The following is a 22,353-nucleotide window of genomic DNA, read 5'->3' as shown; positions in this document are numbered from 1 at the left end:
TTTCCCCTTAGTTAAAAGCGTAATTCGGTGGAAATGCCGTATAAACGGGGTTGTAATTGTTTTGCTCCCGTGTATTGATCTACAAAAACAGTGGAGTGATCGTTAAAGATATTATTAGCAAATAACATCACTCGTCCTAGCTTGAAGTTATAGGCTAGATAAGCATCAGTATGGGCGTAAGATGACACTTTACCTGTTGCCGTGTTGCTAGTGTTGGAGTAATAACCGTCGGTAAAACGTGCATCTACGCCCATTTCCCAACCTTTCGGCAAGGTATATTTTGTGCCTAGGCTCAAGGTGTAACTTGGCGAACGGCTTAATTTGTTGCCCTCATAGGCTTGATGTTGGCTATATTGTTTAATTTTGGTTCTTAACAAACCGAGTGAGGCGTAAAGATCCCAATTTTCAGTGGCGTGCCAATTTAAACTCATTTCTGCCCCGTAAGTGATCGCTTTTTCAGCATTATCAATTTGGCTACCATAGAGTAATTGCATATCTTTATAGCGGTTGTAGAACACATTAGTGTTGAGTTCAAAGCGTTTATCTTCACTTAACCAACGGTGATAAAGCTCGTAGTTCCACACATATTCAGGATCGTATTGATAGCTGACAATCGGTGGGAAAAAGGTAACTGCCGCACCGCCTGGGTTATAGCCACGTCCCACTTTTACGCCTAAACGATGTTGTGAGTTTGGTTTCCATGCCACATCAATTTTCGGTAAAAAGACTTTATCAGTTTTATCACGATTAATCACAAAAGGATTGTTACCGCCGTGGCGAGTATGGTGTTCTTGCTCATAACGAGCGGATAGGGTGGCATCAAACCAATCTTGCGAATAGGTGATTTCACCGAAAACCGCTTTGGTGGTGCTTTTGTCGTCAAAGTTATGTCTGCCGCCATAAAGTGGGTGCATATCTACCCATTCATCATGTTTGGATTGGAAATAATAGGCCCCAATCAAACCAGAATAAGGGTTGTCTGGAGATTTAAATTTGAATACAGGTTCAATTTGAATATCATGTCCTTCAAGGTAAGCAGGGTTGCCTCGTCGTGTTGGCGGAGCGGATAGGCGGTCATTGCTGTATTTGGTGTACAGCACTTTGTTTTCCCATTTCCAACTGTCGGATAGTTGTAAGCCTGTATCCAAACTAAAATGATGCGATGAATTTTCCCATACTGGCATTTCGCCAGTACCGCTTTTCCCCTCGGCTTGCGGTGAGCGAGAATCAATGTAGTTATAAGTGAATTTGGCATAAAAATCAGGGAAAGCGGACGGCAACCACAATAATTTAGCACGAATGGTATCGGTTTTAAATTTGCGTGGGTCGCCTGCCTCGGCATAGCTCGGCATATCCGCAAAACTTGTCCGCCCTTGACGCTCAGCGGATAAACGGAACAGCAATTCATCTTTGACTAATGGACCTGATAGCATTACCGCATATTGACGATAATTTTGATTACCGAAACTCAGTTTGGCAGCCCCTTCAAATTCATTGGTTGGATCGTTGGAGGTCATAATCACTGCCCCTGCAATGGCATTCCGCCCTTGTGCATAGCTTTGCGGACCACGATAAATCTCCACCTGTTTCATATCCCACAAGGATTTTGTACTGAACGCCAATTCGTTGTAATTGGTAGAACGCCCGTCAATAGACACATTTAAACGTGGACGAGAACCGCCGAAAAACGCCACCCCGCCCGTGGCTTCGCCAGCACTGTTAATCCCCCGAATGGTCGGTAGTTCATTGCCTACGCCCGTATCTAAAATATTAGCCGTTTTTTGCAATAATGAGGCAATGGAAATTTGATTGGCTTTTTCTTTGAAATCTTTATCGGTATGCACCGCAAGGCTTGAGCTTGTTTCGTGGGTAGAGCGTTCAAATTTTTCGCCCGACACCACAATTTGCTCTAATTGATTTTCATTGCTGACTGTCTTTTCTGCCCCAAGTGCGGTATGATTAAACGCCATAGAACAGACACCAACAAGCAATATTGGATGTGTTTTAGATGATCTACTCATAATTAAAGTTCCTTCTGAAAAGTTGATCTGAGATTTAACGTTTACAAATTTCGTTGATAATTACGAATATTGTAAACTTAATACAAATTTTGTAATTTTGCAAATGATAATTCATATCATTTATATATTTTTTATTGGAACAGTGATATTTCAAATAGGGTGGGGAAATGGATAAACAAGATTTGATTAAAAATTGTACTATAAGACTTTTTTCTCAATATGGCTGGGAGCGTGTTTCCGTAGGGGATATTTGCCAACAAGCAGGCATTAGCCGAGTGACATTTTATAAATATTTCAAAAATAAAAGAGAGTTAATCAAGCAACTTTTCTTAGATCAAATTGTTGAAATGAATCAACAATTTGAACAGTTAATTGTGGATAAATTGCCCCTCGATCAAGTGATTCATGCCATGCTCGACATGCAAAAACAAGCCATGACAAAACTCTATTCGCAACCCATGGTGTATGATTTGCAACATCATAAGGACAAAGAACTCACCGAATTTTTTGCTCAACTAGAACAGCAAAAATACCAATTTATGCACTATTTCTTCGCCCAATTACAGAAAAATCGCATTATTCGTGATGATTTTCCCGTGTTACTGATAGAAGTCTTTATCCGCAAAGTGGACGAACTAAAACGTGATTCCGAACTCGCCGAATGTTATCAAGGCAAAGAACAGCAATTTTTAAAAGATGTGTTGAGTTTGTTGATGTATGGGATTGCCGCACGGCAAAGGGAGGAGTGAAGTGAAGTGGATTGGATAAAAGTGCGGTGCAAAAAACGTCAATTTTTTGCACCGCACTTTTTTGTTTCCCTACCGTTTCGATTTCTTAATAAACTTCATCAACCGTTTCCGTTTGCGTAATTGGGTCGGCGTGAGTGTATTGCGTTTGCCTGCAAACGGGTTATTGCCCTCTTGGAATTGAATCCGAATTGGGCTGCCGATAATTTTTAGGCTACGGCGGTAGTAGTTGGATAAATAACGTTTGTAACTGTCAGCCAGTTTATCCATTTGGTTGCCGTGTACCACAATAATCGGCGGATTGTAGCCACCGGGGTGAGCGTATTTGAGTTTAATACGGCGACCATTTGCCAGTGGCGGTTGGTGTTCGTCCGTTGCCATTTGTAAAATGCGGGTGAGTAGGGAAGTGGTCATTTTTTGGGTGGCACAAGCATAAGCCTCTTGCACCGATTCAAATAAATTGCCTACGCCGCTGCCGTGTAAGGCAGAAATAAAATGCACACGGGCGAAGTCGATAAAATCTAAACGGCGATCTAGTTCGGATTTGACCCGATCTTTGACTTCTTGATCTAAGCCGTCCCATTTATTCACCACGATCACTAGCGACCGTCCAGCATTTAAAATAAAGCCGAGTAACGATAAATCCTGATCGGAAATGCCTTCACGGGCGTCAATGGTAAGCAACACCACATTGGCGTCTTGAATGGCTTGTAAGGTTTTAATCACTGAGAATTTTTCCACCGTTAAATGCACTTTGCCCCGCTTGCGTACGCCGGCGGTGTCGATAATGGTGTAATGTTGCCCGTCACGCTCCATTGGGATATAAATACTGTCCCTTGTGGTACCCGGTAAATCATACACCACCACCCGATCTTCGCCTAAAATGCGGTTAGTTAGCGTGGATTTGCCGACATTTGGACGACCCACAATGGCGATTTTGATGTTTTTATTTTCAGGCTGTTCTCTTTCTTCTTCAAGGGCTTCATCTAAAAGTGCGGTGTCATTTTCATCAGAAAAATCAAATTCGTTATCCCATTCGTCTTTTTCTGTTTCAGTATCTTCGTCATTTTCCACCGCAGTTTCGGTGGCGTTAAATTGAGCAGCGAATGGTGCAAGTACATCTTCAATTAATTGCGTCACGCCACGACCTTGTGATGCCGCGATTTGAGCGATTTCGCCCAGTCCTAATTGATAAAATTCAGCACAATGGGAATCGGCATCAATGCCATCGGTTTTGTTGGCAACCACCACGGTGGTTTTGTTTTGGCGTTGGCGTAAATATTGAGCAATGCCAATATCCGCAGGGGTTAAACCCGCTCGAGCATCTACTAAAAATAGCACGATGTCAGCTTCTTCAATCGCGAGTAATGATTGCTCTGCCATTTTTTCTTCCACGCCTTCTTCGGTGCCGTCAATACCGCCCGTGTCAATCACAATAAAATCAAAGCCCGCCACATTGGCTTGCCCGTATTTGCGATCTCGAGTTAAACCGGGGAAATCCGCCACTAAAGCATCACGGGTGCGAGTAAGGCGGTTAAATAGGGTGGATTTGCCCACATTTGGGCGACCAACAAGGGCGATCACGGGAGTGGGTTGGGTAATTTCTGTTGTTATAGTCATAAAAACCTTAAATAATATATGAATTTGTAAGGGCGGACACATATGCCCGCCTTTACGAGAGTCTTTATATTTATTGACATTATAGCGGATTTTATTACAGATGAGAAATAAGCAATAAAAAAGCACCTAAAAAAACTAGGTGCTTAAAAGGTTGGCGGAATGGACGGGACTCGAACCCGCGACCCCCTGCGTGACAGGCAGGTATTCTAACCAGCTGAACTACCACTCCGCATCATAGGAGTTAAAATGAAAATAAAATTTGTTGGCGGAATGGACGGGACTCGAACCCGCGACCCCCTGCGTGACAGGCAGGTATTCTAACCAGCTGAACTACCACTCCGCACTGGTGAAACGCATAATAATAGCGAATGAATGTTCCGTCAACCCTTTTTTGCAATCTTTGATTTGCTTGCTTAATTAATGCACGGTTTCCGGACTTTCTAGGCTAGGGTTTAACCGTTTAACCCAAAGGCAGTTGTCTTTGCTCTTTTTATTAATCAACTTAATGTAATCTTGATGGGCTTGAATTTCATCTTCTGTCAGCATTAAAACGGGCAAATCTTGCCGAATATTCACCGCACTTTTTGTTTGTTGTGCGGTATTGAGAACATTGTTCTGGTTGTCGTTCTCCACATCATCAAATAGATTTTTTTGCCCCCCTGTCATGGCCAGATAAACATCACCTAGAATTTCCGCATCCAGTAAGGCGCCGTGCAAGGTACGTTTGCTGTTGTCGATATTTAAACGATCACAGAGAGCGTCTAAGCCGTTGCGTTTGCCGGGGTATTGTTTGCGTGCTAATTGCAGGGTGTCGGTGACCAAACAAATGTCGTCGGTTTTGATATTTAAATGATGTTTGCGAAATTCATAATCCATAAAGCCCACATCAAAGGGGGCATTGTGAATTAACAATTCGGCACCGCTAATAAAATCAATAAATTCTTGCGCAACGGCGTTGAAATCTGGTTTATCTTTCAGGTCATCATCAGTAATGCCATGAACTTTGATGGCCTCAGGATCCACGGGTCGATCGGGTTTAATGTATAAATGTAGTTTGCGCCCAGTAAAACGGCGGTTAATCATTTCCACGGCACCGATTTCAATAATGCAATGTCCCTCGTAATGCGCACCAAATTCGTTCATCCCTGTGGTTTCGGTATCCAGTACAATTTGGCGATTGGTATCAATGTTTATTGTCATAATTTCTGTATCTTTGTTAGAATATTGGCTCTTATTGATTTATTTTAACAGATTTATGCAAAAACAAATTGAAATTTTTACGGATGGTTCTTGCTTAGGCAATCCGGGGGCAGGTGGAATTGGCGTTTTATTGCGTTATAAACAGCATGAGAAAACCCTGTCGAAAGGCTATTTTAATACCACCAATAACCGCATGGAGCTGCGTGCGGTGATTGAGGCGTTGAATAGCTTGAAAGAACCTTGCACGGTGATTATTGCGAGCGACAGTCAATATATGAAAAAGGGGATTACCGAATGGATTTTTAATTGGAAAAAAAACAATTGGAAAGCCAGTACGGGCAAGCCGGTGAAGAATAAAGATTTATGGGTATTATTGGATCAGGCTATTCAACGACATCAAATTCAATGGCGTTGGGTAAAAGGCCACGCCGGTCATAGAGAGAATGAGACCTGTGATGAATTGGCCCGCCAAGGGGCGGAAAATCCGAGCTTGGAGGATGTGGGTTATCAAGATTAATTAATTTAAACGATTGAATGTTTATTTTTGATAGTTAAAAATAATTACACTAATTTGTTATATTGATTTGTGCTATCTATTAATCCTGACTATAATGCGCACATCAACCAATCAATATTCACTTAACAAAAGGAAAATAATATGACAAACAGTATCGGTTTAGATAAAGCAACTTCAGCGAAAATTGCACAAGAATTAAATAACTTATTAGCCACTTATCAAGTATTTTACATGAATGTACGTGGTTATCACTGGAATATCAAAGGGGTACAATTCTTCTCATTACACGAAAAATTTGAAGAATACTATGATGATTTAGTGGAAAAAGTAGATGAAATCGCAGAACGTATTTTAACTTTAGGCTATACGCCAGTGCATGCGTTCAGCGAATATTTGAGCCAATCACGTATTCAAGAACACAAAAATGCCACCTCTGCACAAGACACGTTGCAAGGTACCTTAAAAGGGTTTCAAACTTTGTTACAACAACAACGTGAAATTTTAGCCTTAGCGGGCGACGCTGAAGATGAAGGTACCGCCGCATTAATGGGCGACTATATCAGCGCACAAGAAAAAACCATTTGGATGTTAAAAGCCGCTTGCGAAAGCTGCAACGCTTAGTTTTTTTCATGTTATTAGAAATCTGGTCCGCCCCTCAGAACGGCCAGATTTTTTTTAATCCAATTTCTTCAAATAGCCTGTTCCGAGAGCATTCATTTGCTTTAAAATCCAGACTTGTTTGCGTTTGGTTATGCGACCCGGTTTTAACACTTTAAAGCTAATCGGATTCGGTAGCACAGCGGCTAACAAAGCGGCCTCTTCTTTGCTCAATTTTTTGGCGGATTTTTTAAAATAATATTGACTAGCGGCCTCCACCCCAAAAATCCCCTCGCCCAATTCGGCAATATTTAAATACACTTCGAGAATCCGTTTTTTTGACCATAGCGTTTCTAAGGTCAGCGTTACAGGCACTTCTAAGCCTTTGCGGATCCAACTTTGGCCATGCCATAAATACAGATTTTTGGCGGTTTGTTGCGAAATCGTGGAGGCACCACGAATTTTATTGGAGCTTTGATTGTGGTCAATGGCTTTTTCAATGGCGTTTAAATCGAAACCATAATGATCAGGAAAACGCTGATCTTCCGCTGCAATCACGGCCAGTTGCATATAAGGTGAAATTTCCTCAAGACTGACCCAATCGTACTGAATATGATAATCGCTATCCAGATGGAAAAGATGTCCCAATTTTTGTTGGATCATATAAGCGGAGGTGGGAAGGGGTAATACACGTAATAACAGGGTAAGGACAATAAACCCCAATAAAAAACGCCACAAAAAGCCACCGCACTTTTGGCATAAGGTGGGGCGGGAAGTGCGGTATTTTTTGCGGGAAAATAATCGATTAAGGATTGTTCTCATCAATTTGTTGTTTCACCCAGTCTAAGAAATCTTGATCCATTAATTTTAGCATATTGGAGCCACGGGTGATAGTGGCGGCACTGGTATTGAGATTTTGCTGAATTTCCCGTTGTGGAATGTTTTTATCCAGTAATTGAGCGACAATTTGTAAACGTAATCCCACCGCATCCCGTTCGTCCGCCGTGAGCAACAGGGTGAGTAATTCTTCGTCCTTGCCTTGTGCCACCGCATGACGCAAGGTGTGAATAAAGGTACGCCACTGATCCATATTTCGGCTAATATACATGTTATACTCCCACACTATTAAACTAGTGCATATTAGTATAAACGATCTTGCTCAGTTTGGGAAAACAAAATTTGGGGTTGTTGTAAAATCTGAGGTAAGCTGACGCATAATCCGAATAAGGCCAGTTTAAACGGCCCTAATTTCATTGGGGCGATCCTGATTTGTCGGTGTTTGTACAAGGTGATAAAGCGGTGGTAACAGTTGTGCCATTAAATTAAGCTGTTGCATTGGCATATTAAATACCGCACGGCTTGGCGTGTCGTTGGTTTGTGCCAGACTGTTTTTAATGCCTTGATCGATTTGCTGAAAAAGTGCCTCAAATTGCACCGCACTTAGGCTTGGCAGGCTATCTAATAGCTGAATAATTTTCTTAGCAATAGGGTAAAATTCACTGAGAAACAGGACATCTTGCGTGAGCTTTTGCATTTGCTCACGATAGGCACCCAAGGCAGAAATATAGCCTAAAAGTGCGGTGTTTAATTTTAATAATTCAAAGCCTTGTTGCAAATGGCGAGCGTATTTTTTCGGCTCATTGTTCATATTGCTGATGGTGGTGCTTAATCTTGTGGCGTTGTCATGGGCCTCACGTCGTACAATGCGGTATTTCAAATCGTCGCCACGGCCAAATTGTAAATGGCTAATAATATGCAATAGATAATTAGCTTGGCTTTTGATCACCTGTTGGCTGACCTGATCAAGTTGCAAATATTTCCAATCCGACCACAAATAACTCACCGCAAACCATGCCAACGCAGTACCAATCAGGGTATCAATTAAGCGAGGCAACAAGGCAGCATACAGATCGAATCCCATAATATCAAAGCTGGCCAACACTTGAATGGTAATAAAAAAGGTTGAGAAACTGTAATTATTGCTACGGAAGAAATAAAACAGCGTACTGGCGATCACTACCACCGCCAATTTAGCCTCCAAAGTTGAGGTCATATAAGGCAACAGCGATCCCACAATCACCCCTAAAATGGTGCCGATAATCCGTTGTTTCAGGCGTAGTTTGGTGGCGGAATAATTGGGCTGACAAACAAAAATAATGGTCAGCAAAATCCAATAGCCCCGATCCGCTTGTAAGTGAAAATATTCCACCAACGCACAGCAGAAAAACACCACCAAGGACAAGCGCATAGCATGGCGGAACAGTTGGGATTGAAAGGTAAAATGACGGCCAATATGGCGTACAATTTGACGTAGCCCCGTGATATTTTCGGTGTAAATCGTGCGGGTTTCGGGCGTTTGTATAGGTTGCGAAAGGGATTGCAGTTGGCAATGAATATTATGCAAGTTATCGAGCAATGTTTTAATATGATGTAATGCTGAATTATCTTGGTGCTGTTGCGCATATAATTCAAAGGATTGACTGATCCCCTGTATGGCGCGTTCCAAACGGGCTTGTGGTTGATAATCTTGGGCTTTTTGCAAGGCATGGGCAATGTCTCGACAGGCTTGCGCTTGTAATTCTAACAGACGTTGAATGCGAAAAATCAAATCGGCATTTTTAAGCTGTTCGGCCAAGGTTTTATAGTCAAAATGGCTTGAATTGGCGCGTTCGTGGATTTCTTGCGCCGCCATATAATAACGGCACATTTTACTGGTGTAAGAATAGCGGTGATTGTCTCGCATACGATAAAATAGTGCGGTGCGACATTCATTAAATACCTGAATTATCTGGCTATTTTTCATGGCTAGAGTTAATTGTTTGCTTGCCAACTGCTCAATATCATCAGGATCAAAAAATGCCGCTTTGGCATCCAAATAGGCCCCCAAGGCCACAAATGCCCGACTGACTTTTTCTTGCAAGGGACGGTTTGGAAAGCATAAATGCACCGTGACGGTAATCACACTGTATAACAGGGTACCGGCTAAAATCATCAGTGGATTAATATACCAAGGCGTGTCCGGTATATAGGCTAGGGTGGTGTAAAGCGATACCACCAAAGTGCCAAACGCAATGGTGCTATAACGTTGACCTACCGCACCAATCATGGTGAATACAAAGGTCATGGCGGTCATGGAGAGGACAAACCAAATGCCCTGATTGAGAAAATATTGGGTGACTAAGGAAGAAATGGAAAAGGCAATTAGGGTATAAAAAATATTCTTTAAGCGACCAGATAAACGGTGATCTAAATCCACCAAACTGGCCGCAATTACGCCTAAAATTAACGGCATGCTTTGGTCGGTAATCTGCAATAACCAGATCAACACACAAGCCAGATTGACCGCAATGGCAATCGGCAAGATGGCAATGATTTTACTGTTGAGTTGAAGTCCCTTTTTTTGCATAGGATCGCCTTGTTCGCTTATTGTCCTTAGGCATTACGGCGTAAGGTAAATTCCCGCTCTGCGGCTTGCTGGCGAGCAAACGCCGCCAATTCTTTGCTGACCACCCGTTGCCCGACGGGGAACAAGGAAATCGGCGCTAATTTAAAATGCGCCAAACCCGTTGGAATGCTGACTAAACTGGCACATTGGCAAATGCCCACAAAAATGTGCATTAAACACAGCCACCAACCGCAGAACACAAACCATACAATATTTAAGACTTTACCTAATACCTCTGATCCAGAATGATCAGGCTCTAAATATTTCACATGTACAATATCATTGCCAAAGGGCACCAAAGACATTTTGGTAATTTCCCAACAGCTACGGGTATAAGGCAAGGTGATAATCAATATCGCACTGATCACCGTAGCCACCAACCAACCGAGTGTCACCGCAAAGCCACCGAGGACGAAATTGAGAATATTTAAGATAAACGCCATAATGCTTTCCTGTAAACAAAGACAAATGCCCCGTACGAAAGTACAGGGCGAGAGAAGATGCGCAAGGCAAGATTATTTTTGGTTTTTCACCCAATTTAAGAAACGTTGTTGGGTTTCTTTATCGGCTTGTTGATACCAATATTGCAACATTTGCTCTGCCGCATTTTCACCTTGTACGGTTACTTTACCTTTTTGCACTTTACCATTTGTACCCACAGTAGCAACGGTGGCTGGCAAGGTGGCGGTGGCTAAGGCAGGCACCGCAGCAACAGCACCAGAGGAATTGTATTCAGACAAATTCTCCACTAAGTTTACGCCTGGTAAAAAGCCTTCTTGTTTTAAATAGTCTTGTTTCACCGTTAAGGCTTTGCCTGAGGCGGTTTTTACCGTAATGCTTGGATTTTGTTTAAATTGTTCCGCATCACGATCTGTGCCTAAGTGCGGTGCAGAAATTTGAATATCTTCGTTACTACCTTGGAACGTCACCACAATCGGATCGCTTTCAAATAAACTACGATCAGATCCCTCACGCACAATTTCCGACACTCGTACTACCACTTGATGGGTATTGTTATCGTTAATTGTAAACGAACGCACATCTTTCAATAATGATTTACTGGCTTTTTGCCCATCAATGGCGAGAAAATCCAGATTAGATGAGGTTGTTACGACACCAGCGAAACTGGTAGAACTGGCGAATAATGCGACAGCTGTAAGGGTCGCAAGACGAAATTTCATATTTACTCCTTTTAATAAAGCGGACAAGTTAAAGTAACAGTTAATATGCTATGCTAATTTTGCTAAAATGGAAATAGCAGAATGCAAAAAAATTGATATTTTGTAAAAATAACAGAGGGATATATGGAAAAAACACAATTTACTGTCTATGGACGAGTGCAAGGTGTGGGATTTCGTTTTTATACATTGTTACAAGCGCAGAAATTAGGCATTAGGGGCTATGTGAAAAATTTATCTGATGGCGCCGTTTTAGTGGTTGCAGAGGGTAATTCAGAGCAGATTGAAGATATGGCGCAATGGCTCCATCAAGGTTCACCCTCTTCTGAGGTTAGTCGTGTGCTAACTCAGGTTTATGAGGGCGAGCGAGCATTTTCAGGTTTTGCGATTGAGCGTTAAAGCGAATATGGTTCACGAATGCTAAACCGCAGAAAAAAAAGCGAGCAACGTGGGACGAAACTCGCAAAATATTACTACCTAAGTTGTTATCTTTCACTTCATTATATATTTTTTTATATAATGTTCAAGTGAAATTTTTCCGTTATAATGAAATTTGTGATTTATTATTTTAATTTAACAAGGAAAATTATGGCAATTAGTGCAAGAAACCAACTTCAAGCAACCGTTCAAGCAATTAAAACAGGCGTCACCACGGATGTGATCGAATTGGCTTTAGCCAGTGGCGAAAAATTAGTGGCGTCAATTACCTCGGAAAGTACTCAGCATCTTGGTTTACAAGTTGGCTCTGATGTGGTGGCGATTTTCAAAGCCCCTTCAGTGATGTTATCCACTGACAACGATTTGATCTTATCTTCACGCAACCAATTTGATGCAGTGGTGCAACAAGTTACCGATGGCGCAGTGAATGCGGAAGTGACGGTAAAAACCACTGGTGGAGTAGAGCTGACGGCTATTATCACCGAAACCAGTGTGAAAAACCTTGGTCTAGTCTCAGGTTCTCCGGTAAGAGCACTAATTAAAGCATCACATATTGTATTAGGTGTGAAACGTTCTTAATTATTCTGTTATACAAAGAGTGCGGTGAAAAAAAGCATAAAATTTTTTCACCGCACTTTTTTATCCCTTATCCCTAAACAGTCAAATTTCTTGTTTGATAAGGCATTATTTGTATTTTTGATGTGATGAATGAGCTAAATGGTGCGACGTCAAGGACGCAAGGTGTTAAAAGCGTGCCGGTTCAAACAACCCGATTTAATGGCGATTGTAGGACGTTGTGTTGATGTGATCCACGAGTACAAAGTCGATATGATGTTTGTAGATGCCGTGGGATTAGGTTTGGGCGTACATTCTCGCTTGGTTGAACTCGGTTATACTGACCGTGTAATGGATGTTAAGGCAAGCCGTAAAGCGGATGAACCTGATGCGTATTTTAATAAGCGTGCGGAAATGTGGGACAGAATGAATCAGTGGCTCGAAAATGGTGCTGACATTCCTGATAACGATATTTTCGAAAGTGATTTGCTGATGTTGTCAGCAGAATACGACAGTTCCAGACGGCTGAAAATGCAGAGTAAAAAAGAAATGGCTCATTCGCCTGATTTGGCGGATGCCTTGTCATTTACTTTTGCATTAAATTATGTGATGCCGAAGTCGGAGCAATCCGAAGAATACGAGGGATTACGTAAAGCTCCGACTTATGGGGGCAGTATGATTGGGGCTAAGGTTTAATTGCATTTTTTATTTAAGGATTTCCAATGGCAACAAACAAAGAACAAATTGACCTGCCAGATAACGAAGAAGAATTAGAAGACGTTCATGATTCACTGGCTGAAAAGGTGATGGAATGTTTCCGACAGGCAAAAAGCTACCGTTCTTCTTTGTTGGTACAAGGTAAGACTGTGGAAGATTGGATAAGACGACTAGAGGATGCGTACCATAAAATCCACGACCCTGAGGAATTAGCAAGTCGTCCGAATATGCGTTCTTACTTTGGCTTGGTTCAGATTAAGACTAATGCAGTAGGCAGTTATATGCGGTCGAAATACGCTAACCCTGCCAATCCACCGTTTAATATTTCGCCTACACCGATTGTGGAATTGCCCGAAAACAAACGAGAGCAAGGCTTGGAAAAAGTGAAAGGGCAATTATTAAGAAAGCTGATTGAATCAGGCATACCGTCGGAGGCCATTATGGGTGAAGACGGTTTTTTATTACCTGAGGTGGCAAGGTTTATTGAAGAACAAAGTAAACAAGCGAAAGAATTATTACGTCAGGAAGAATTGCAAATTGCGACTGATGCTACGGCAAAAATGGTGAAACTGATTAAAGACCAGTTGGTGGAAAGCCATTTTGCTCAAACGCTTAGCGAAACCTTGTTTGATATTGCCTTATATCCTGTGATGGTGGTGGGCTATGAAAATGAGGCGGTGGTAGATTACCAGTGGAACAAAAACAAATTTGAGAAAGTAACAGTGATTCGTCCGACATTTCGGCGAATTAATCCAGTTAACGCATTCTTCGCACCTGACAGCACCAATGCTCAGGACGGATCCTTTTTTATTGAGCTAACTAAACGCACCAAGGCTCAGTTGTCATCTTTCATCGGCAAAGAAGAATTAGGTTACGATGATGATGTGTTAAAAGAGGTGATTGATAATGGCGATACGCACTGGCTAGGCTTAGATGCGGATGACAAAGGCGTGTTGGATTATCTGTTAGTCGATGATGAAATCCATACATTACGCTGTCAGATGATGATTCAAGGCGAAGAGCTGATCGATTATGGGGTGAAACTCAAGGACAGCGAATGTCGTGACTTTTTTAATGTAGATATTGAAGTATGCGATAACCGTGTTATTCGTTGCCAAATTGTCGCGCACCCGAAAGGCGAACGCACTTATTTCAGCGCGAGTTACAAACGCATTGCAGGCGAAGCGTACGGTATTTCAGTCGGAATGATGATTTACGACCGCCAACAATCCATTAACCGCACGCAATATTCAATGTTGCTTAACGCAATGTATGCCGCAGGCCCGATGCTTGAAATCAATGTCGATAATTTCGCCGACCCAAGTCAAATTACCTTTGAACCGTTTTCGCGCGTCAATTCTAATCCAACGCGTGAAAGCAACGGACGCGGTATTACGCAACATAGCGTACCGATGACCTTTCCGCAGTTGTTTAACTTTATGACAAATGAAATCCGCTTAGCTGATGATGAATGTGGTTTACCGTCATTCTTAAACGGCAATGCAGGATTGCAAGGCGCAGGGCAAACACTGGGTGGATTAGCGATGATGACCGATAACGCGGTGTTAGGGCTTGAAGATTGCGCCTTTAATATTGATGAATATTTTGTGCGTCCAGCGATTACCTTGATATACGCCCATAATTTATTAGGCAATGATGAGAGTGTGAAAGCGGACGCAGAAATTATTCCAACAGGGCTTTTGGGCTTAAAAGCTGAATTGGAAAAAGCGAAAGCGCTTGCAGGGCTTGTGCCACAAGCAAGTCAGCTTGCGCAACAAGGGCTTGTACCGCAGCAAATGATGGCTGATATGGTACGAGATTATTTTAAATCCGCAGGGATTGATACTGACCGCTATATGCCAAGTAACGGCGTGCAAGCCAATCCAAATGCAGCTCAGATGAGTATGGGCGCTCAATCTGGTGAGTTAGATGGACGGAGTTTAAGGGCAATGCAATGAAAATTGATTTAGACCAAGTACATCAAGGCGATCAGGTTTGGCACGACCGCTACGGCTACGGCATAGTGCAACGTGTTCAAGCAAATACCTGTGATGTGAAATTTAACGAATCCACTAAAGTACTGACGTTTACAGACGGCGGTTACGCAAGTGGATTTAAAGTATTGTGGTGGCAACAACCAATTGCCTTTACACCACGCAAAGGGCAGGACTACCGCAAGTTTCACGATTTAGTGGCAGTCCTATTTGATAATTTATATGGGGGCAAATGATGAGTTGTAATCCAAATGTGCTAACCGTAATTTCCCCTGATATTGTCGATATTCAAGGCTTTTCAGTTCGCGATGCGGTACGCGTTACCGCTTATGGCTTAACCAATGAAGAGACTATCACCTTTCAACGCGTGCATTATTGCAGTTCGCAACCACGCTTTGAACGTAATGGCTGTGCGTTGATTAGTCCAAGCAAAAGCGAATTATCATCAGCGATTGAATACCAAATCGGTACTTGCGCACCAAGTCTTACCCCTGAACGCAACACCATTATTATTCCTTATGCTGGCAATTACATCCCTGTAGTGAATGGAAACCCAACGGATTTAGTGGTGGAAGTGGAAGCGGTAAAAGACGGTGAATTTAGCAATGTAGAAGTCGGCATTGAGCCGTGCGGTTTTTGCTTAGATAAGACGTGGGAAACTACAGGGGCAGAACGTTGCAATCAGCATTTTGTTGAACAGGAAGAAATCAGCAACTGCGGCAATGTACGCTGGACTCGCACAGAAAAACGTTGCGGTTATTACGCGAGTGTGCCAATTGTATTTGATGTGGACGATGGGCATTGTGGCGATAAACAAATTGGTTATCTCTTCCACCCGAACGAAACCCGAGACCCTGACGCAACGGTAGCGATTAGCGATTGTAACGGCATTGTCGGTTATGCGTATCCACAAGCAGGTGATGGGCATACTGTGCCGATTGCAGAATGTGAAAATGGCATTATCGGCTATGCAGTAAACAATTCGGCAACCGCCCCACAAATTACGGAGTGCTAATTATGGCAATTAAACCTTTATATGTTGAAAAGCTAAAAGAACTGAGCTGTCAGCAAACGTCAGACTGTTCAGCGTGCGAACAAGCACTTGCAAAAGCAAATGAAGATTTGACCGCACAACAGGCTGAGCTTACTGATACCCAAGCGAAATTAGCAGAAGTTTCCACCGCACTTGAAACTGCGGTTGCAATGTTGGCTACAGCTAAATCAGATTTGGAACAAGCGAATGCGAAAATTGCGGAGCTTGAAAAGCAGTTAAGCGAACAACCAACAGAATGCGATGTGTTGGCAAAATACCTTGATCCAGTCCCACGCTTAAACGGCGAAACGGTGTATTACGGTTTGAAAAAAGGCATTGATTGCCCTGATTTTTCCGTCATCGCGAATAGCAGTTTAGGCGATAAGGAAATTACTCTTGTTACATCGGAGTAATGCAATGGCGAAAACGGTATTAACGCAAAGCGATCTCAATACAGACGATTTCTATGTGGAGAATAAGCAGGTGCGGATTTATCCGAAATTGCCAACGCCCACAGAATATCTTTGTTTATTTGTTTCGGGTAAGGCAAATGCCAACAGCTCGAATGAGATTTATCGCAAATTGTATGTACAAGGTAACTACGGTTATATCCATTTGGATTTTAGACCTGTTACCGTCAGTGGCAATGTTAATATTGCTACGTTACCCACAAACGCTCCAACCCCAAGTGCTACGCTAGAAGTGCAAACCTTTGACGGTGGGAATGTTTGGATTGATAAAGATTCACGCAAAATCTATGCCAGTGGATTGACCACTGGGCAGCGATATACGGTGAATATCCCTGGTTATTTTAATGTTTAAATAGGAGATTATTATGGCTACAACAAAAGTGGTTACAGAGTTAGATATTGGTAAAGGTCTTGAAATTGCAGATGCTAAAGTTCAAGCCAAAGTGGACGGTAAAACCGTCATAATTGGTGAAGATGGTGCATTAAAAGCGGTGTTTGATGTCCCTGTGGATATTCATTTAAAAAATGCAACACTTGCTGGTACAACCGTGACCTTTGAAATGGAAAATGGCGAATCGAAAACCTTAGATTTAGCTAACCTTATCCAAGTCGCTCAAGGTGAAAACTTACTCAAACAAGGCGATACTGGCTTATCGGTGTCGGCTGATGATGTGATTACGGCGATTAAAGGTGAAGAATTACAATCATTAGGCGGAAAAACCATTGGCTACTTACTTAAAACGGAGTAGTGCAATATGGCAAAGATTAAAACCGTAACGGAACTGGACATTGGCAAAGCGTTAAAAATTGATAACGATAAGGTCAATGTGGTCGTTTCAAAACAAGATGGCAACATCATCGAAATTAAAGACGATGGTTTATTTGCTAAATCAGCAGGTGGTTCAACTGATTTTGATTTATCGACTATTCCTGAAAAAGCCTTTGAAACAGGTTCAAAAGTGATTGCATTCGATCCGAAAGGTAAGGTTTACCAATTCCCACAAAATGAAAACATTTTAACGGATGTTGGCGTGTCTTTATCTGCCAGCTCGGCGACTGTAACCACAAGCGGTACGAAGTATGATGTAACCTTGAAGATCACTAATGCAAGTAATACGTCATTAAGCAATGCAGTAGCGGTACTTTATACTAACGGTGAATTATCAAATTTACGTTTGCCAGATGGTGTAACGCAAAGCGATTTGACTTTTACGGTCGCAACGCTTGATGCGTATGCAACTAAAACTATCACCTTTACGATTACCATCACCGATAATCAATATGTTTCTGCTACCGTTTCTGTTGCTGGCGATATGGTGAAATCCAACAACACAGCAAGCATTAACCTTGCTGCAGTTGCAGAAAGTGCGGCTAAAAATAATGTGTTTACGGAAAGTTGTCCATTGATTCCTGCGTATGTAGTAGGTTATGAAACTCAACCATTAAAACAGTCTGCACAGGCATCTGGAAGTTCGCCTAGAACTCGTAAAGTCAGCGGCAATGTATTAGCGAAAGAAAGCCTTAAAGGTGTTCAAATTAAATTTGATGGGGCAAGTACAGTTCTCGTACGTAGTGGTAGTGGAAATATCCCTACTTTCTTTATTAAGGAAACTTCAGAATTTAATTACCATATTTTGGAAAAAGAAGAACCTAATGAGTATCAAGAACTTGGTGCGAAATTCTACAGTTTTGATGTGAACACGGGCATTTTAACGTTTGCAGATGATTATCCTTATACCTATGCGGTTATTTATGCTCGTCCAAATAGTGCAGATTGTATGTGGCAAGCGTTTCATATTAGTGCAAGTCAATATGATGTTGCTCTGAATGTTACGCAAAATCGCATTGAAGTATCAGGATTAGACAGCTCATTGTATTCGTATAAATACGGTGCATTTGCGAATAATGTTCCAGCTTATTCTAGTATGGAAAGTGCAGCACTGCTTGATGAACAAATTATTGGCGATCAGATAAGTGATTATCGCTATGTTGAAGATAATCCAAATATTCCATTTCCTTATCGTAAGGATGAAGATCACGATATTAGCTACACATCGTTGCTTGAAGTGAAATTAGTACAAGGTCAAGCATATTCGTTTGATTTGATTACACCAAATCGTAGTGCGTTACCTGAATTACAAGGTAATGTTGCTATTAGCAAAACGAGCAAAGGTTATCACGTTGAAGTACAAGCAACGGCATCAAAAACCGATGAAGTGTATCGTGATAATGTACGAATCATCATTCAATAATTAACGAACGGACGAGCAATCGTCCGTTTTTTATAGGAGAAAATTATGGCATTTGTAACTTGTAGTCAGTTTGAAAACGCTCAAGAAGAACAAGCCAATGCAGCAATGAAAGCTGAAAAGGCATTGCTGGATTGTGCGGAAAATGCAGTGGGTGTAACCACATCACCTGATTGTCCAGATAAGGGCAAAGGCGGTGTGATTACAATTGCAAAAATCAAGCAAGCCATTGCTGGTGATGTGGCGGTGGCAGTAAAACCGAATAGCGGTTTAACTGGCAATGGCACAAAAGCAAGTCCGCTAGAAATCAAGACTGGTAACGGCTTGACGATAGATACTAACGGCTATGTAGCATTAGACAGCAATGCGACAACTAAAGCCGTGGCTAATAAAAGCTTTTTAGAGGCATTGAAAGCTAACGGTTTATTGGGCGATGGTTTAGATGTGGTTAATGGCAAGTTAATCGTGAAAACCGACGAAATTATGGACGCAAGCGGAACAGTTCATCAGTTCTTTGCGGTGAAAAAATAAGGAGACATTATGACAGATACAGTCGCACCGAGTAATATGGGAAAAACGATTCCGTTTAATAAAGACACTAAAACTTATGATGTAAATATTGCTAAAGATAGTGGTATTACCGTAAATGATTTAGGTGAATTAGAACTACGGATTTCAGCACTTGAAAGCAATCAGTTAAAACTAAAAAATGGGGCTTTGTATTTAGGCTCTGAACCAAGTAAATATAAAACGCAATATGTGGATTATATCAATGGTTCAGATAGTAATGATGGTACTGTAAATACACCGTTAAAGCATTTAAACGTGGCGATTAGTCGTGTTGAATTAGGTACAGTAGGTTCTGTTATTTATATTAAAGAAAATCAAGATCATTACTTTGATGTAAATAATATGAATTATGATATTACTTTAAATGGTTCTTGTAGTATTAATCCTTATGGCGATTATTGGACTTCAATGAATAAGGTGTGGAAAGATACTTCAACAACTGGAAACCAGACCGTTGAACCATTGTCTGCAAGTAAAGAGTATCAACCCTATAAACCACGTTTAATACTAAGAACGATTAACTGTTATTTACCTAATGACAAAACAAAGAAATTCAACCAAGGAATTTCTCTCGCACAAGGTGTTACATTAAATGCTATTGGTATAGTGTTTAAACAAGCCTATGACAATGATGGTTATGATGGATCTTGGTTCTCTTCCGTGTTTAAGGGTTACGGTAAGGTTATTACACAAGGTTGTGAGATTGAGAATACAGCGGATCGCCATTTCTTTTTAACAACAGGTGTAAGCGGTTCTATTGAGGCATCTTTGCGTTATTTTATTGCTCGTGGTACGAAGCCAATTTTCGCTGGTTCGCAATTCATTAGCACAATTAACGTGAGTTATGTTGTTGCGTCAGAGTCGGCAAATAAGAACTCACCAACGATGACTTGGGCGAAAACAAGTACATTAACCGAGTTAAAAGGAATGACCCATAACCAAACTAGCTCAAATATTGTATTTAACTGGTAAAAACCATGCCAATCCAAACCCACACAACTCTCATTCGCCAACAAACCCAACCCAATCAACCGCACTTCAACCTAAACGAACTGTTCCCCACATCAACCAACGTGGAAGTGAAACGCTATCCGCTACGGGTGATTGCATGGGGATTAACAGGAGCGGAAACGGTGACGGTGCATATTGCAAGAGTACAATCTTTAGGGAATCGTCACTGGACGTTATCCGATGATTGTTGCCCTTGCGTGATTGAACCAAGTGCGTTGGCGAATGTAGAAAATATGCCGTATAAAAAGTGTAAGCAAGCGGTGGTGTTAACTGCTGATGAACCAGCCATTCATATTGATGACGCAGGCACTTACTACTTTGAATATCACGGCACAAACTCGGTGATTATAGATCATTACGACGATCCAATCATCCCGAAAAACCGACTCTGCGACTGCGACCTTTAAAAAGTGCGGTCGTTTTTTTCATTAAAACATAGGAGAAATCAAATGAGTTTTACCCCAATGAAAGGACGTGAAAACGTTGTGAAACCCAACGAGGGAAACGGTGGTGTACGCTTTACTGATTCCACGGCCAAAGTCGCCAAAGAAATCAATGGTGGCGTAATGCCGTCTGCGAGCCGTGGTGGTAAAGGTGGCTGCAAAAGTTGTGGTCGCTAAATGAAAGCCACGGATTCCCCATTGTGGGTGCGAATGTGTTCGCCTAATCAGCCCAGTGACGAGTTGACCGAACTGCGTTTTAGCTTGTCCCACAATGAACAAATTAAGCAGGAACTGGAAAATTTTCTGTATGCCCAATGGCTTTATCTCAACACGAAAGCCCGAATGGAGCTGGATGACGCTATGCGAAAAGAATATCAACATTCTGCTCACACCGTCGCCGAGCTGACAGGCTTAATTTTCCGTCCTGATAAACCTGAAACGACAACGAAAATCTTACCGCTTGTGTAAGGTTTAACGCTCAACAAGAGTGCGGTTAAAAAACATTTTATTTTTTGACCGCACTTTTTTATCCACTCTTTTAAGGAAAGACCATGGAACAACAAGATACTCAAACTTTCGGTGCTTACATTCCCCATTATTTACGTGACGAACTTATCAAAGCTCGTGAAAAACAAGCAGAAAAGGAAGAACCGAAAGTACAACAGGAAACAGTAGCAGAAACCGAACAACCTGAACCCCCCCCTGAAAAGCCAGAGACACCTGATGAAAAACCGTCTGAAAAAGAACCGCAGTCTGAATCACCAGAACAGACTACGCCCCATTCTAAGGACGATAATGATGTCAACGCATGGAAAGGGAGATTAAAAAAGGAACAAGCAGAACGCCAACAGCTCAATGCCCGATTAATTGAAGAATCTGAGGCCAGAGAACGAGCGGAAAAACGCTTGCGTGAGTTAGAAGAAAAACAACATCAGCCAACCACTTCAACGCCAACTCAACCAGACCCAGTCGGCTTATCTGATGTCGATTTGGCAGAATTGAAAATTGTGAATCCTGATCTGTATTTCAAGCTCAAAGCACAACAATCTCAACAACAAGCTCAACGGCAATCGTCACCTGTTCCCCAAAAAACGGAAACCGTAGCTCAGCCGAACACAATCGCACCGTCAGAAACAGCCCAACCGACGATGTCAGAACGTGATCGGATTTGGTATGCGGAAATTCAGCGTGAAATTCCTGAAGTGCAAGGATTACTTGGCGATTCAAACTTTATGGAATTTGCACGCAGTAAAACCGATTGGACTGGGGCGACAGGTTTGGATTTGATTACTCAAGCAGGCAAACAAAAAGATGTTCGCTTAATTCCTGTTATTCGTAACCTGTTAGATGAGTATCAACAATCACAAACAAAAGAGCCAATGCCTGTGACCGTGGCACCACAGAAAAGTGCGACGGTTAAGGTAAAGGCAAATTCTCCCAAAGAAATGACCGAGAAAGACGAAGCACAAGCGGAAATGTTGGCCCGACAAGGGAAAACCGCCGAGCTGAAAAAATTCTTGGCTCAATTTAAGAAATAGAAGGACTTTTT

General features: G+C 41.9%; 27 protein-coding genes and 2 tRNA genes. 19 read left to right on the top strand and 10 right to left on the bottom strand.

All coding sequences use genetic code 11. From position 1 onward, the window contains the following. Positions 1-11: 11 nt before the first annotated feature. The gene (locus tag ACTG7L_RS04780) at positions 12-2,021 is read right to left on the bottom strand and encodes a TonB-dependent receptor (protein WP_439327622.1); all 2,010 of its coding nucleotides are present in this window, start codon (positions 2,019-2,021) and stop codon (positions 12-14) included. Positions 2,022-2,188: 167 nt separating this feature from the next. Between ACTG7L_RS04780 and ACTG7L_RS04775 the strand changes: the two genes are divergently transcribed. After that, positions 2,189-2,770 carry a TetR/AcrR family transcriptional regulator gene (locus ACTG7L_RS04775; protein WP_439241870.1) on the top strand — a complete coding sequence of 194 codons (582 nt, stop codon included), beginning with the start codon at positions 2,189-2,191 and terminating at the stop codon, positions 2,768-2,770. A gap of 69 nt (positions 2,771-2,839) precedes the next feature. On the opposite strand, the gene der is transcribed toward ACTG7L_RS04775, so the two are convergent. From der to dnaQ, 4 genes are all read right to left on the bottom strand, one after another. Beyond that, positions 2,840-4,387, bottom strand: coding sequence for a ribosome biogenesis GTPase Der (gene der / locus ACTG7L_RS04770; protein WP_439327621.1), 1,548 nt, complete (start codon positions 4,385-4,387; stop codon positions 2,840-2,842). A gap of 152 nt (positions 4,388-4,539) precedes the next feature. Continuing rightward, positions 4,540-4,616: transfer RNA gene (locus ACTG7L_RS04765), tRNA-Asp, on the bottom strand. Positions 4,617-4,650: 34 nt separating this feature from the next. Further along, positions 4,651-4,727: transfer RNA gene (locus ACTG7L_RS04760), tRNA-Asp, on the bottom strand. Positions 4,728-4,804: 77 nt separating this feature from the next. Beyond that, the gene (gene dnaQ, locus ACTG7L_RS04755) at positions 4,805-5,587 is read right to left on the bottom strand and encodes a DNA polymerase III subunit epsilon (protein ID WP_439327620.1); all 783 of its coding nucleotides are present in this window, start codon (positions 5,585-5,587) and stop codon (positions 4,805-4,807) included. A gap of 55 nt (positions 5,588-5,642) precedes the next feature. Between dnaQ and rnhA the strand changes: the two genes are divergently transcribed. Both rnhA and ACTG7L_RS04745 read left to right on the top strand, forming a co-directional pair. After that, the gene (rnhA, locus tag ACTG7L_RS04750; protein ID WP_439327619.1) at positions 5,643-6,104 is read left to right on the top strand and encodes a ribonuclease HI; all 462 of its coding nucleotides are present in this window, start codon (positions 5,643-5,645) and stop codon (positions 6,102-6,104) included. Between the two features lie 141 nt (positions 6,105-6,245). After that, on the top strand, positions 6,246-6,725 hold the full coding sequence (locus tag ACTG7L_RS04745) for a Dps family protein (RefSeq protein WP_439258331.1): 480 nt from the start codon (positions 6,246-6,248) through the stop codon (positions 6,723-6,725). A 54-nt stretch (positions 6,726-6,779) separates the two neighbouring features. On the opposite strand, the gene mtgA is transcribed toward ACTG7L_RS04745, so the two are convergent. From mtgA to ACTG7L_RS04720, 5 genes are all read right to left on the bottom strand, one after another. Further along, positions 6,780-7,523, bottom strand: coding sequence for a monofunctional biosynthetic peptidoglycan transglycosylase (mtgA, locus tag ACTG7L_RS04740; RefSeq protein WP_439327618.1), 744 nt, complete (start codon positions 7,521-7,523; stop codon positions 6,780-6,782). Beyond that, on the bottom strand, positions 7,507-7,809 hold the full coding sequence (gene trpR / locus ACTG7L_RS04735) for a trp operon repressor (RefSeq protein WP_439258333.1): 303 nt from the start codon (positions 7,807-7,809) through the stop codon (positions 7,507-7,509). Before trpR ends, mtgA begins: the two co-directional genes overlap by 17 nt. A 126-nt stretch (positions 7,810-7,935) precedes the next feature. Continuing rightward, positions 7,936-10,107, bottom strand: a complete 2,172-nt coding sequence (gene yccS / locus ACTG7L_RS04730) for a YccS family putative transporter (protein WP_439327617.1) — start codon at positions 10,105-10,107, stop codon at positions 7,936-7,938. A gap of 26 nt (positions 10,108-10,133) precedes the next feature. Next, the gene (locus tag ACTG7L_RS04725) at positions 10,134-10,589 is read right to left on the bottom strand and encodes a YccF domain-containing protein (protein ID WP_439327616.1); all 456 of its coding nucleotides are present in this window, start codon (positions 10,587-10,589) and stop codon (positions 10,134-10,136) included. A gap of 72 nt (positions 10,590-10,661) precedes the next feature. Continuing rightward, positions 10,662-11,327, bottom strand: coding sequence for a curli polymerization inhibitor CsgI-related protein (locus ACTG7L_RS04720; protein ID WP_439327615.1), 666 nt, complete (start codon positions 11,325-11,327; stop codon positions 10,662-10,664). Between the two features lie 123 nt (positions 11,328-11,450). Between ACTG7L_RS04720 and ACTG7L_RS04715 the strand changes: the two genes are divergently transcribed. The 16 genes from ACTG7L_RS04715 to ACTG7L_RS04640 all read left to right on the top strand — a co-directional run bounded on the left by ACTG7L_RS04715 (position 11,451) and on the right by ACTG7L_RS04640 (position 22,342). Beyond that, positions 11,451-11,723 (top strand): acylphosphatase, encoded by a 273-nt coding sequence (locus ACTG7L_RS04715; protein WP_439327614.1) that lies wholly within the window; start codon positions 11,451-11,453, stop codon positions 11,721-11,723. 189 nt (positions 11,724-11,912) lie between these two features. Then, complete coding sequence (locus ACTG7L_RS04710; protein WP_439327613.1) at positions 11,913-12,341, top strand: TOBE domain-containing protein; 429 nt, start codon at positions 11,913-11,915, stop codon at positions 12,339-12,341. A 138-nt stretch (positions 12,342-12,479) separates the two neighbouring features. Continuing rightward, positions 12,480-13,013 carry a hypothetical protein gene (locus ACTG7L_RS04705; protein WP_439327612.1) on the top strand — a complete coding sequence of 178 codons (534 nt, stop codon included), beginning with the start codon at positions 12,480-12,482 and terminating at the stop codon, positions 13,011-13,013. A 26-nt stretch (positions 13,014-13,039) separates the two neighbouring features. Further along, complete coding sequence (locus tag ACTG7L_RS04700) at positions 13,040-14,992, top strand: hypothetical protein (protein WP_439327611.1); 1,953 nt, start codon at positions 13,040-13,042, stop codon at positions 14,990-14,992. Continuing rightward, complete coding sequence (locus ACTG7L_RS04695) at positions 14,989-15,264, top strand: hypothetical protein (RefSeq protein WP_439327610.1); 276 nt, start codon at positions 14,989-14,991, stop codon at positions 15,262-15,264. The genes ACTG7L_RS04700 and ACTG7L_RS04695 overlap by 4 nt, the downstream gene beginning before the upstream one ends. Then, positions 15,264-16,043: a hypothetical protein gene (locus tag ACTG7L_RS04690; protein ID WP_439327609.1), complete on the top strand. Its 780-nt coding sequence runs from the start codon at positions 15,264-15,266 to the stop codon at positions 16,041-16,043. Before ACTG7L_RS04695 ends, ACTG7L_RS04690 begins: the two co-directional genes overlap by 1 nt. Positions 16,044-16,045: 2 nt before the next feature. Next, complete coding sequence (locus ACTG7L_RS04685; protein ID WP_439327608.1) at positions 16,046-16,474, top strand: hypothetical protein; 429 nt, start codon at positions 16,046-16,048, stop codon at positions 16,472-16,474. A 4-nt stretch (positions 16,475-16,478) separates the two neighbouring features. Beyond that, complete coding sequence (locus ACTG7L_RS04680; RefSeq protein ID WP_439327607.1) at positions 16,479-16,883, top strand: hypothetical protein; 405 nt, start codon at positions 16,479-16,481, stop codon at positions 16,881-16,883. A gap of 13 nt (positions 16,884-16,896) precedes the next feature. Beyond that, positions 16,897-17,280 (top strand): hypothetical protein, encoded by a 384-nt coding sequence (locus tag ACTG7L_RS04675; protein WP_439327606.1) that lies wholly within the window; start codon positions 16,897-16,899, stop codon positions 17,278-17,280. A 6-nt stretch (positions 17,281-17,286) separates the two neighbouring features. Continuing rightward, entirely contained in the window at positions 17,287-18,783 is a 1,497-nt protein-coding gene (locus tag ACTG7L_RS04670) for a hypothetical protein (RefSeq protein WP_439327605.1), read from the top strand. A gap of 45 nt (positions 18,784-18,828) precedes the next feature. Further along, a complete protein-coding gene (locus ACTG7L_RS04665) occupies positions 18,829-19,311 on the top strand; it encodes a hypothetical protein (RefSeq protein WP_439327604.1) in 483 nt (160 codons plus the stop codon). Positions 19,312-19,320: 9 nt separating this feature from the next. Next, positions 19,321-20,322: a hypothetical protein gene (locus ACTG7L_RS04660; protein WP_439327603.1), complete on the top strand. Its 1,002-nt coding sequence runs from the start codon at positions 19,321-19,323 to the stop codon at positions 20,320-20,322. 5 nt (positions 20,323-20,327) lie between these two features. After that, the gene (locus ACTG7L_RS04655; RefSeq protein ID WP_439327602.1) at positions 20,328-20,768 is read left to right on the top strand and encodes a hypothetical protein; all 441 of its coding nucleotides are present in this window, start codon (positions 20,328-20,330) and stop codon (positions 20,766-20,768) included. A gap of 42 nt (positions 20,769-20,810) precedes the next feature. Continuing rightward, positions 20,811-20,981: a hypothetical protein gene (locus ACTG7L_RS04650; RefSeq protein WP_439327601.1), complete on the top strand. Its 171-nt coding sequence runs from the start codon at positions 20,811-20,813 to the stop codon at positions 20,979-20,981. Further along, positions 20,982-21,272, top strand: a complete 291-nt coding sequence (locus tag ACTG7L_RS04645) for a hypothetical protein (RefSeq protein WP_439242451.1) — start codon at positions 20,982-20,984, stop codon at positions 21,270-21,272. An 83-nt stretch (positions 21,273-21,355) separates the two neighbouring features. Further along, positions 21,356-22,342 carry a hypothetical protein gene (locus tag ACTG7L_RS04640; RefSeq protein ID WP_439327600.1) on the top strand — a complete coding sequence of 329 codons (987 nt, stop codon included), beginning with the start codon at positions 21,356-21,358 and terminating at the stop codon, positions 22,340-22,342. The last annotated feature ends 11 nt before the right edge of the window (positions 22,343-22,353 follow it).

The sequence above is a fragment of the Lonepinella sp. BR2357 genome, from assembly GCF_051851525.1.
Classification (GTDB): domain Bacteria; phylum Pseudomonadota; class Gammaproteobacteria; order Enterobacterales; family Pasteurellaceae; genus Lonepinella.
This window is presented reverse-complemented; position numbering and strand designations above follow the sequence as displayed.